We start from the raw sequence: 11,581 nt of genomic DNA, 5'->3' as shown, positions 1-11,581 counted from the left end.
ATCTTCAGCCATTGCCCGGTCATGGAGCGCCGGCGTCCGGCGCCGGATTCCCGACGCTCACCGAGACCGGCGGTGCGCCGCCGGCCGCGACGAACCCGGCTGACGTCTGCCCCGGCGGGGCGCGCGTCCAAAGCTACGACATCACCGCCCTCCAGAACCCGGACTCCTTGGTCGACTTCGGTGACGTCATGTATGCCCCGTCGAACCAGGAAGCACTCCTGCTCAGCGGAGCACTCCAACCGGAACCGTTGGTGATGCGGGTCAACGAGGGCGACTGCCTGCGCATCTCGCTGACCAATCACTTCAGTAGTGAGCGAGCCTCGATCGACCTCGCCAAGCTCAACGCGGCCGGTCCAGGCGCCGCGGTCGGATGGAACGCAGACGGGTCGGCGGCACCCGGGGAGACCGTCGAGTACGAGTTCTACGCCGATGCCGAACTGGGAACGAGCCTGTTCTTCAACCTTGCTGCGCCGGACACGATCGCCGACGGTGCGTTCGGTGCGGTGGTCGTGGAGCCCGCGGGTTCGACGTGGCGGAGCCCGTTCGGACCGGGGCCGGCCCGAACCGGAGTGCGCGCGGACATCTTGCATCCCGACGGCAACTTCCGCGAGCACGTCCTGTTGATGCAGGAGTCGGACGAGCGCATCGGGCAGAACGTCATGCCCTACACCATCGAGGTCCGGAATTTCTCGGGCATCAACTACCGGACGGATCCGTTCTTCGAGACGAGCGGTGACGTACCGGGCCGACTCGATGTCAACCCCGACCCGTCGCTGGTGTTCGATTCCGCAACGCACGGTGATCCGCGGAACCTCGTCCGGGCATATGTCGGTGACCAGGTCCGGCTGCGCGTCGGGTTGCCCGCGGCGGAGCAATCCAACACGTTCGCGCTCGACGGACACCGGTTCCCGTGGGAACCGGACGTCGAGGGCTCGACACAGCTCGCCGCAATGGGGATGTTCGCCGGCGAGTCGCACGAACTCAACCTGATCGGTGGCGCCGGGGGCGCGGGGGACTACTTGTTCGGCAACGGGCGTGGTCCGCACGTCGAGGCCGGGATGTGGGGAATCTTCCGGACGTACGACGCGCCGCAGATCGACCTGCTTCCAATCCACCCGCCGACGGCGCCGACGGCGCCGTCGGGCGTGTCGGGTGTCGGCGGCGACGCTCGAGTGGTGGTGTCGTGGTCGGCGCCGGTCTCCAACGGGCACTCGCCGATCACGGGGTACACGGTGACGGCTGCGCCGGGTGGTGCGACGTGCACCACGTCTGGGGCGAGGACGTGCACGGTGACCGGGTTGACGAACGGAACGCCGTACACGTTCACGGTGACCGCGACCAACGCGGTCGGGACGGGGCCGGCGTCGCCGGCATCAGCTCCCGTCACTCCAGTCGAACCTCCCGCGACGATCGAGCGATGGGCCGGTGCCAACCGGTACGCCACGAGCGTGCGCATCAGCCAGGAAGCGTTCCCTGATGGCGCTGACGTCGTGTTCCTCGCGACCGGGACGAACTTCGCCGATGCACTCGCCGCAGGTCCCGCAGCCGGAAGTCTCGATGCTCCCGTCCTGCTCACGGCGACGAACCAGTTGCCGTCGGTCGTGCGCGCCGAGTTGCAGCGCCTGGATCCGAGTGTCGTGTACGTGCTCGGAGGCCCTGCCGCCATCTCGCCGAGCGTCGAAGCGCAGGCCGGCGCAGCGACCAACGCTGTCACCACGCGGCTCGCCGGACCCGATCGATATGCGACCGCGGCTGCGGTGGCAGAGTTCGCCTTCGCGAGCGCTGACACCGTCTATGTCGCCGTCGGAACCGTCTTCGCCGACGCCCTCTCCGCCGGATCCCCGGGCGGGATTCTCGAGCGTCCGGTGATCCTCACGGGGCGCGATCGCTTGCCCGAAGCGTCGCGCGCTCAGATCAGCCGCCTCGGGAACCCGGACGTGATCGTGCTCGGAGGCCCCGCAGCGGTCGGTGACGCGGTGTTTGCCGAGCTCGAACAGCTGACGTCCGGCTCGGTCAGGCGTGTCAGTGGCACCAACCGCTACGAGACGAGCGTCGCGGTCTCCGCCGACGCCTTCGGCGCAGCGGACACGGTCTTCCTGTCCACCGGGACCAACTTCCCCGATGCCCTGAGTGCAGCACCGGCAGCGACGAGTTTCGGTGGACCGATCCTGCTGACCCGTCCCGCCTGTGTGCCCGCTGCAGTCATTTCCGAGATCGCTCGTGTCGGAGCCGATCGGATCGTCGTCCTGGGTGGTCCGAACGCAGTCAGCGAGGCCGCGGCGGCACTCACCCCCTGCCCATAGCTGGACACCGGACCGTCTCGTGAGCGGCTGATCGGACGGTCACCGCGGCGCCGGCCGTGCGTCCGATCGCCCTCGAAGAAGGAATACGGTGATTGTCGGGACCCGGACCGCTCCGCGATCACGTTGGGCCTCAGGCGGCGTGTGGAGCCCGGAGGCGTCGTCGGATGTGTTCGGTCATGCGTGCCACCTCGTTCGACGGGCGGGTCGGCGTTGGAAGCTCATCGAGGCCGACGGTCCGGATGGTCAGCGCGGCGGTTGCGCGTCGACGATGTCGAGCGTCTCGAGTCGGACGTAGTCCTGCACTGTTGACGAGATCGACCGGAATCGCCACCCATCGGTGATCTCGACGAACTCGTCGCGGTAGAAGCCGAGGATGCGGTACCGGTGTCCCTGCTGGTCGGTGTACATCATCGCGAAGCTCCATGTGGCGCTCGCGTCGCTGCCATCGACGTCGACCACGGGATTGGTGACCATGTGGGTCGAGTAGCGCATTCGGCCGCTGCTGCGGATTGCGCCGAAGTAGGTGCGGATCTCGTCGAGGTTCGCACACGACGTGCCCAACGACGTCGACCAGGTCCCGCCGGGAGCGAACAACCCCACGACGGTGTCTCCGTTGTGGTCGTCGTCGCAGGCCGCGCAGTACGCGGCCTTCAAGCGGCAGATCTGCTCGACGTTCTCCAGCCGTTCGAGTCGCGCCTGCACGTCACGATCGGTCTGCGTTGGCAATTGATCCGTGGCGCCGTCCATCCGTGGATGGTAGGTGTGCGCTCGGGCGTCGATCGGACCGGGGCGTGCTGCTGATCGCGTCGAGCCGCTTCTGGTAAGTCAGGTTGGTTCTCGGTGTTAGGCATACCTACGATCGCCGCGTGCACACCGAAGGACGTTCAACCACCGGCCCAGTACTCGGGGCCTGCCTGCTCGCGATTGTGGTCGTCGGATGCGGGTCGACAGGTGGGGATGGTGAGTCGGCGGTGACAGCGCCCGCCGCTTCGCCTGCGAGCGAACTGGGGGACGCTGCGGCAGCGACCGACCCGGCGATCACCGACGTGAGCCCCGCAGCGAACGAGTCGGCAGCGGACGATCCCGGCCCCGTCGAATCCGATCCGGTGTCGTCGAACGACCAGGAGGAGTTCGGACGAATCGTGGTTCTTGCCGAGGAACCGGTGCTGGCCGACGTTCTCGCCGTCGGAGTCCCGGTCGTCGCGTCGAGCGCCACCGCGCCCGATGTCGGCCTGCAGGGCATCGACGGTGACACCAGTGGGATCGAGATCTTCGACTACCTCAACACGAGTCTCGAGGAACTCGCCGCGCTCCAGCCGGACGAGATCATCGTGTGGCAGTTCCTCGTCGATCAGATCGGCACCGAGCAGTTGGAGGGTCTCGGCAGTGAACTGCTCATCATCCCCGACGGCACGACATCTCGCGAGCGGGTCGAGATGTTCGGTGAACACTTCGATCGCTCGGCCGAGGCCGATGACCTGCTCGACCAGCTCGATGCGGCATACGCGGCGGGGTCCGAGCAGGTGTCCCCGGACTGCAGCGCGTCGGTCGCGGCGATCTACCCGGGACCGAGCCCGGCCGTCTTCGTCGAACCGATCTGGACGGCGCCACTGGTGGTCGACGGTCTCGGGTGTGATCTCGTCCCATCGGACGACGAGATCGATGCCGACGCAAACGGGCGCGTGTACCTCTCGCTCGAGCAACTCGAGGTGATCGCGGGTCCCGAACTGATCCTGCTCCAGAGCGACACGATCATCGGTGACAGCGAGGCACTCGAGACGATGGAGAACAATCCGATCTGGGCGCAGCTTCCGGCCGTCGCATCGGGTGACGTGACCGTCGTCGACCGGCTCGGCTACCCGGGTGTGGTCGGCGAGATCCGCATGATCGACGACCTGCTCCCGGTTCTCGGCGGTTGAGCGCAACGACGACCATGTCCGACCGCCTCTCGACCTTCGTCACGAGCGTCAGCGAGGTCACCGACCTGACGCCGACGCTGCGCCAGATCTCCTTCGGGGGTGGGCTCAAGGAATTCGTCCCGGTCGGCGGCGACCAGTTCCTCTACGTCCTGCTTCCGCCTCCGGGGAGATCCGAACTGACCGTCGACTCCACGTTCTCGTGGGAGCGCTACGGGCAGATGTCCGACTCCGAGCGCCCGGTCGGTGCCTACTACAGCGTGCGTCGGTGCGCCCGCGACCGGATCGACATGTGGTTCGTGCTCCACGGTGACGGCGGGCATGCGGCGGAATGGGCGGCGCGGGCACGGATCGGCGACGTCGCGGCACTCTGGGGTCCGCGCCGGGCATTCCATCCGCCACCGACGACGTGTTCGTATCTGTTCGTGACCGACGAAACCGGGTATGGCGCGGTTGCGGCGGTACTCGACGAGTTGCTCGCCGCCGATGCCCGGGTCGTGGTGGACGTGATCGCGGAAACCCACGGCGACAGCTGCGGCGCCGAGTTCCCGACCGGCGTCGGCGTCGACGTGCGATGGGTGAGTCGTGCAGGACGGCCGCCCGGGACGACCACGTTGCTGCTCGATGCGGTGCGGGATCTCGACATCGCCGACGACGCGTACGCATTCGGCGCAGGAGAGTCCCGGCACATGATGGCGGTTCGCGCCCACCTCTGTCGGAGGGTCGGGCTCTGCGACACACAGGTCTCGATGACCGGATACTGGAGGATGAAATGACCACGATGTACGGCACGGTTGCGGAGACCGATTGGCTGAGTCCGGCGATGGTCCGCATCGTCTTCGATGGCGCCGGCCTCGACGAATTCGTCCCGACCGAGTTCACCGACCAGTACGTGAACGCGCTCTTCGTCCCCGAGGGCGCTCCGTACTCGGTGCCGTTCGACGTCGACGCTGCTCGTGAGTCGGACCCGGGTCTGCGCCCGCGCGGCCGGAGATACACCGTCCGCTCCTGGGACGCCGACCAGCGTCGTCTGGCGATCGATTTCGTCGCCCACGGGGACGTGGGATTCGCCGGACGATGGGCGCAGCGAGCCCGCGTCGGGGACCGGTTGCAGATGGCCGGGCCGAGCGGTGGATATCGACCCGATCCGACCGCCGATGGATACGTGTTCGTCGGTGACGAGAGCGCACTCCCGGCGATCGCTGCATCGCTCGACGCCGTCCGACCCGGTGTGTCGTGCACGATCGTCGCTCTCGTCGACTCACCCGACCACGAGATCGCGCTTCCGGCGCTGGACGATTGCGACGTGCGGTGGTGTCACCGGAACGCAGCCGCCGATTCGGCGACGATGCTCATCGACGCTGTCGGCGCAGCCGACTGGCCGGACGGGTCGGTGGACGTGTTCGTGCACGGTGAGGCGCACGAGGTCCGCAGCGTGCGGCGATTCCTCCTGGCGGAGCGCGGGGTGTCGAATGAGGACGCATCGATCTCGCCGTACTGGCGTCGCGAACACACCGAAGAGGCGTGGCGCGCGGTCAAGCGCGACTGGCTCATGGAGCAGGCCGCCGATCTCTGACCGCTCGGCCGCCGGTTCAGGACGGCGTCGGGCGTACCACTGCGACGAGGAAGTCGGAGTCCTCGCCGAACGGTCGCAGATCCCAGGTCGCCAACTTCACGTCCACGTCCAGACCGGCGGCCCGGGCATCGTCGAAGAAGTCGTCGAACTCGTAGCCGCGTCCGCTTCCGAAGCCGATTGCCGCCCGTCCCTCGTCGGCGAGGTGGTTGCGGAACCCGGTGAGCACGTCGCGCCGCGTGCTCGGCGCGAGGAAGGTCATCACGTTGCCGGCGCAGACGATGAGGTCGAAACGGTCCGCGATCCCGCGGCCAGGAAGATCGAGTTCGGCCAGATCACCGACCAACCAGGTGGGCCCCGGCTCGTCACGCTCCGCCGCCGCGATCAGGACCGGATCGACGTCCACGCCCACGACGTCGTGGCCGGCGATCGCGAGAGCACCGCCGACACGGCCGGGGCCACAGCCGGCATCGAGAATCCGGCTGCGTCGCGATGCCATGGCATCGATGAAGCGGGCTTCGCCGTGGAGGTCGTTCCCGGCCTCGGCCATCGCTCGGAAGCGCTCGATGTAGCGCGTCGAGTGCTCGGGGTCGGCGTCGGTGATCTTCGCCCACTGGCTTCGTTCGAGCATTGATGTCTCCGTTTCGTCGGCGGTCGGCCGCCATCGCACGATCGTTCGCGGTGGCCGCCGCGGTCAGCATCCAGCGGTGACCGTACCTGCTCGCACGTCGCGCGTGACCGAGCGTCGATTCGACGCGCTCAGGCGCAGGCGCTACAGCGTTCCGACTCCGGAATCGCGGCGAGTCGGGCCGGAGCGATCGGCTGGTGGCACGCCGTGCATTGGCCGAATGTGCCGATCTGGATCCGGTGCAGCGCTCGTTGAGTTCGGGTCAGATCGGCGCGGACGCTCTCGATCAATCGGCGCGTTCCGTCCCGGTCCTCCTGGATCGTTCCGTGGTCGCTCAACATGTCGACCATCTCCGATTCGAGCTCCCGAAGCTGGTTGATCGAGCGTGCTGCGTGATCACGCAGGGTCTGCTCGGCGCGCTCGATCAGTGGCACATCGAGGGTGGATCCGTGGGTCGGGGTCGATTGAGTCATGGCTGTCTCCGTCGGGCTCGGGAAGTCGGCGAACTTCGATGGCACCGATGCTCGAGAGCGGGGGACCGGTCATCAGGACGACGTGGAGAGTCCGATCGGAGTTCGGTGCAACACCGGCACCATAAGGCGCTCCCCGGTCTTCGGCGAGCGGTCACAGCGGTGCTGTCACCTCCGATTTCGTTGCTCAGTCGCGCAGCATGCGGAAGAACTGAGCGGGTTCCCGACGGAGATTGCGCCATGACTTCACGAGGGTACGTTCGACGACAAGCGCGTCGCCGCCGCGGAGCACCGGACGGTCCTCGCCCAGTTCGATCTGGACGAGTCCGCGGACGACGGCGATGACCTCGACGCCTGGATGGGGCTGGTCGGGCGTACCCGTCGTTCCGCCGGCGACGTCGACGAGGAAGACTCGGACTCCGATCGTGGTGTCGGGCACCAGTGCCACGACGTCGTCGGCCACGCGTCGGCTCCGATCGTGTCGAGCGAGTCGATAGGACGGGGGTGGTGTCGCATTCACCAGCCGATCGATCGGAACCGAGAGGTGGTCCGAGATGCGCAGCAGCGTGTCGACAGACAGTCCCCGGGAGCCGGACTCGGCCTGTGAGATCGCGCTCGCTGTGACGCCGCCGATCGTTGCCAGTTCGTGTTGGGTCAGACCGATCTCGTGTCGCAGCGCAACGAGACCGCGTGCGAGCCGGCCCCCGGTCGGAGCCGTCGACACGGTGATGCCTGCGTCGTCCACAGCGAGTCGGTACGACAGGCCCTGTTGGCTCGCCGGGCGGCCTTCGGCCTTGAGGACGCGGAATCGATCGCTGCGCACATCGATCAGGCACTGGGTGATCTGTCGGATCGAATCGAGCGTCGTGCGGCCGAGGCCGGACCCGACACTCCAGTAGGCGGTGACACCGGCCTGCAACATCGATGGGCAGGTGCGCGAGAAGAAGTCCAGCGTCGCGGCCGGGCCCCAGCGCCGCATCGGTGTGCTCAGATCGTCGACGATGACACAGTCGGGTCGGTCGACGGCGAAGCGGCTGTCGAGTTCGTCGGCGAGAACGCTCGGACGAGCGAACGGCGACCGGACGCCCGCATCCAGAGGCTCGACGCCGGCGAGCCCGGGAAGCGATGCATCGGAGAAGGAGAGGTGCAGGACGCGCTGGTCGTTGGCCAGTGCGGTGCGTGCGAAACCACGACACAACGACAGGTAGATGTCGTCGGCGTCGCAGATCCACACCACGTTGTCCCCGGTGATCAGGCCGCCCAGAGCGCCGTCGACGGTGGCGAATCCGGTCCCGACGGGCAGCATGGGCGGATGTTAGCAACGCTGTATTCACGCGTCTGTCGCTGGAGCAGAGCAAGCCTGGCCGGGGCGGATCGCGTCGACGTGCGGTCTGTCCTGTAAAGCCCGAACGGCCGTGTCTCCCAACGATCGACACGGACGATCACAAAGATAGAAGCCATCGGGTTGGACGATCGTACGGCCGATCGTATGGTGATCGCCGCACTACCAAACCCCCAAGAAATTCAGGAGTACACACATGTCCACCTCATTGATCAACACCGAGGTCCAGCCCTTCGCCGCCACCGCGTTCCACAACGGTGCCTTCGTCGACGTCACCGATGCCGACCTCCGCGACAAGTGGTCGGTCGTGTTCTTCTACCCGGCCGACTTCACGTTCGTCTGCCCGACCGAGCTCGGTGACCTCGCCGACAACTACAGCGAGTTCCAGAGCCTCGGTGTCGAGGTCTACGCAGTGTCGACCGACAAGCACTTCACCCACAAGGCGTGGCACGACAGCAGCGAGACGATCAACAAGATCACCTACCCGATGATCGGCGATCCGACCGGAACCATCACCCGCAACTTCGGTGTGATGATCGAGGACGACGGCATCGCCGAGCGCGGCACCTTCGTGATCGACCCCGACGGCAAGATCCAGATCATCGAGATCAACGCCGGCAACATCGGCCGTTCCGCCAGCGAACTGCTCCGCAAGATCATGGCCGCCCAGTACGTCCGGGCGAACCCGAACGAGGTCTGCCCGGCCAAGTGGGAAGAGGGCCAGGACACCCTCGCCCCGTCGCTCGATCTCGTGGGCAAGATCTGATTCGATGATCCTCGACGCTCAACTCACCGAGGCGCTGCGCGCCCATCTTCCCAAGATCGTCCAGCCGATCGAGCTGGTCGCGTCGCTCGACGACAGCGCCACCAGCACGAAGATCACCGAGCTCCTCGGTGAGTTGGACGTCTTGTCCTCCAACGTCAGCGTCCGCCTGGACGGAGACGACGAACGTCGCCCGTCGTTCCGCATCGTGCGCATCGACGATCCCGACGTCGCCGTCGCGTTTGGTGGACTGCCGCTCGGGCACGAGTTCACGTCGCTCGTACTCGCGCTGCTCCAGGTCGGTGGGCATCCGTCGACGGCCGACCCGGACCTCCTCGACCAGATCCGAGGCATCGAGGGGACCCATCGCTTCGAGACCTTCTTCTCGCAGTCGTGTCAGAACTGCCCCGATGTGGTGCAGGCGCTCAATCTGATGAGCATCCTCAACCCGAACATCGAGCACGTCGCCATCGACGGGGCGGCGTTCCAGGACGAAGTCGACGAGCGCGAGGTGATGGCCGTCCCGACCGTCTTCCACAACGGCGAGACGTTCGGCCAGGGTCGCATGACGCTCGAAGAGCTCGTCGCCAAGATCGACGCCGGAAGCATCGATCGTGCTGTCGAGAAGATCGAGTCCATGGACCCCTTCGACGTGCTGATCATCGGCGCCGGCCCCGCCGGTTCGTCGGCTGCCGTGTACGCCGCCCGCAAGGGAATGCGTACGGCGGTCGTCGCCGATCGTTTCGGTGGGCAACTGCTCGACACCCTCGGGATCGAGAACCTCATCTCGACGCCCTACACCGAGGGCCCGAAGCTGGCCGCGGAACTCGAGAACAACGTCCGCAATCACGACGTCGAGATCATCACCGGCCAGCGCGCCGAACGACTCGACGTCGCCGACGAGATCGGCGGTCTCCACAGCGTGCCGCTCGAGAGCGGCGCGGTGCTCCAGGCACGCTCGGTGTTGATCTCGACCGGCGCACGCTGGCGCAAGATGGCCGTGCCGGGCGAGGACGAGTACGCCAACCGCGGCGTCGCCTACTGCCCGCACTGCGACGGTCCGCTGTACAAGGGCAAGCGGACCGCCGTCATCGGTGGCGGCAACTCGGGGGTCGAAGCGGCGATCGACCTGGCCGGGATCACCGCCCACGTCACCCTGATCGAGTTCGCCGACGAGTTGCGCGCCGACGAGGTCCTGCAGAACAAGCTCCGCAGCCTGCCCAACGTCACGGTGATCACGAGCGCGATGACGACCGAGGTGATCGGCGACGGCAAGAAGGTCGTCGGGCTCACCTACCGCGATCGCAACGACGAGAGCGATCACCACGTCGAACTCGACGGGATCTTCGTCCAGATCGGGCTCCTGCCGAACACCGAGTGGCTCGAGGGTTCGATCGCCCTCTCCGAACGCAACGAGGTCGAGATCGACACCCACGGTGCGACCTCGGCACCGGGCGTCTTCGCCGCCGGCGACTGCACGACGGTCCCGTTCAAGCAGATCGTGGTGTCGATGGGAGCGGGTTCGACCGCGATGCTCGGCGCGTTCGACCATCTGATCCGAACCACGCGACCCGACGCGGTTCCGGCGTGAGCGGACGCGCCCGGGGCCCTGCTCCCCGGGCGCTACGTTCGCGTTCGATGAACCTCCGCGACCTGGAGTACGTGGCGGCGGTGGCCGACCACCGCCACTTCGGTCGCGCCGCCGAGGCGTGTGGCGTGAGCCAACCGACGCTGTCCGCACAGATCCGCAAGCTCGAGGACGAACTCGGCGTCGAGCTCTTCGAACGATCGCCACGAAACATCACGCCGACGCCGGCGGGGGAGCGCGTCCTCGAACGGATCCATCGGGTGCTGATCGAGACCAGCAGCATCGCCGAGATCGCGACGGAGATGGGCGATTCGGAGTCGGCCGTGCTGAGGGTCGGGCTCTTCCCGACGCTCGCGCCGTATCTCCTGCCCCACGTCGTGCCCGAGGTGCGCTCGGCGTTCCCGAACCTGAACCTGCATCTCGTCGAGGCGAAGACCGACGAGATCGTCGAACAACTCCGGTCGGGCCGCCTCGACGTCGGGGTACTCGCACTGCCGATCGTGGGCGACGACCTGACATCCGAACTGCTCTTCAGCGAGGAGTTCGTCCTCGCGACACCGTCCGACCACCCGCTCGCCCTCGCCGGGGACCCGGTGTCTCCAGCCGCGCTGGTGGACCAACACATGATGCTGCTGGAGGACGGACACTGTCTGCGCGAGCAGTCGCTCGCCGTGTGCAACCTGGTGGGTGCGAGCGAGGACGCCGAACTGCGCTCGACCAGTCTCGAGACGATGCGTCAGATGGTCGCGGCCGGCGTGGGGATCACGCTCCTGCCGAGGCTGGCGGTGTCACCGCCGATCACCCGCTCGCCGATGATCTCGCTTGTCGAGTTCGTCGAACCCCGTCCGGCGCGCACGATCGCGATGTTCTGGCGCACCACCAGCGCACACCGTGCCTTCCTGCCCCGCCTCGCCGAGGTGTTCGCACGCGTCCCCGACGACCTCGTCCGACGACTCTGATCCCGTCGTTCGCGTGAGGAGTTTGCGGCCGGTGAGCGC

The 11,581-nt window shown here is 67.1% G+C and carries 11 protein-coding genes; 7 read left to right on the top strand and 4 right to left on the bottom strand.

The window, feature by feature from the left end; genetic code table 11:
- On the top strand, positions 1-2,303 hold a 2,303-nt coding region (locus WBV89_RS02280; RefSeq protein ID WP_423979719.1), incomplete at its 5' end, for a cell wall-binding repeat-containing protein.
- 243 nt (positions 2,304-2,546) lie between these two features.
- Here WBV89_RS02280 and WBV89_RS02275 read toward each other — a convergent pair.
- Complete coding sequence (locus WBV89_RS02275) at positions 2,547-3,050, bottom strand: nuclear transport factor 2 family protein (protein WP_423979718.1); 504 nt, start codon at positions 3,048-3,050, stop codon at positions 2,547-2,549.
- Between the two features lie 119 nt (positions 3,051-3,169).
- Here WBV89_RS02275 and WBV89_RS02270 point away from each other — a divergent pair, with 119 nt between their 5' ends.
- From WBV89_RS02270 to WBV89_RS02260, 3 genes are read left to right on the top strand one after another with little or no spacing between them, the layout of a single operon-like run.
- Positions 3,170-4,222: an ABC transporter substrate-binding protein gene (locus tag WBV89_RS02270; RefSeq protein ID WP_423979717.1), complete on the top strand. Its 1,053-nt coding sequence runs from the start codon at positions 3,170-3,172 to the stop codon at positions 4,220-4,222.
- Between the two features lie 14 nt (positions 4,223-4,236).
- Positions 4,237-4,995, top strand: a complete 759-nt coding sequence (locus WBV89_RS02265) for a siderophore-interacting protein (RefSeq protein ID WP_423979716.1) — start codon at positions 4,237-4,239, stop codon at positions 4,993-4,995.
- Positions 4,992-5,795: a siderophore-interacting protein gene (locus tag WBV89_RS02260; RefSeq protein ID WP_423979715.1), complete on the top strand. Its 804-nt coding sequence runs from the start codon at positions 4,992-4,994 to the stop codon at positions 5,793-5,795. The genes WBV89_RS02265 and WBV89_RS02260 overlap by 4 nt, the downstream gene beginning before the upstream one ends.
- 16 nt (positions 5,796-5,811) lie before the next feature.
- Here the strand turns inward: WBV89_RS02260 and WBV89_RS02255 are convergent, their stop codons facing one another.
- The 3 genes from WBV89_RS02255 to WBV89_RS02245 all read right to left on the bottom strand — a co-directional run bounded on the left by WBV89_RS02255 (position 5,812) and on the right by WBV89_RS02245 (position 8,196).
- Complete coding sequence (locus tag WBV89_RS02255) at positions 5,812-6,423, bottom strand: class I SAM-dependent methyltransferase (RefSeq protein WP_423979714.1); 612 nt, start codon at positions 6,421-6,423, stop codon at positions 5,812-5,814.
- Between the two features lie 128 nt (positions 6,424-6,551).
- Positions 6,552-6,893: a TraR/DksA family transcriptional regulator gene (locus tag WBV89_RS02250; RefSeq protein WP_423979713.1), complete on the bottom strand. Its 342-nt coding sequence runs from the start codon at positions 6,891-6,893 to the stop codon at positions 6,552-6,554.
- A gap of 184 nt (positions 6,894-7,077) precedes the next feature.
- Positions 7,078-8,196, bottom strand: a complete 1,119-nt coding sequence (locus tag WBV89_RS02245) for a helix-turn-helix domain-containing protein (protein WP_423979712.1) — start codon at positions 8,194-8,196, stop codon at positions 7,078-7,080.
- Positions 8,197-8,428: 232 nt separating this feature from the next.
- On the opposite strand from WBV89_RS02245, the gene ahpC reads away from it, so the two are divergent.
- From ahpC to WBV89_RS02230, 3 genes are read left to right on the top strand one after another with little or no spacing between them, the layout of a single operon-like run.
- The gene (gene ahpC / locus WBV89_RS02240; protein WP_423979711.1) at positions 8,429-8,998 is read left to right on the top strand and encodes an alkyl hydroperoxide reductase subunit C; all 570 of its coding nucleotides are present in this window, start codon (positions 8,429-8,431) and stop codon (positions 8,996-8,998) included.
- Between the two features lie 7 nt (positions 8,999-9,005).
- Positions 9,006-10,586, top strand: coding sequence for an alkyl hydroperoxide reductase subunit F (gene ahpF / locus WBV89_RS02235; RefSeq protein ID WP_423979720.1), 1,581 nt, complete (start codon positions 9,006-9,008; stop codon positions 10,584-10,586).
- 47 nt (positions 10,587-10,633) lie between these two features.
- Complete coding sequence (locus WBV89_RS02230; RefSeq protein ID WP_423979710.1) at positions 10,634-11,542, top strand: LysR substrate-binding domain-containing protein; 909 nt, start codon at positions 10,634-10,636, stop codon at positions 11,540-11,542.
- Positions 11,543-11,581 lie beyond the last annotated feature (39 nt).

Source organism: Ilumatobacter sp. (genome assembly GCF_049588435.1).
Taxonomy (GTDB): Bacteria; Actinomycetota; Acidimicrobiia; order Acidimicrobiales; family Ilumatobacteraceae; genus Ilumatobacter_A.
The sequence above is the reverse complement of the archived record's forward strand: the minus strand, read 5'-3'. Positions and strand labels throughout refer to the sequence as shown.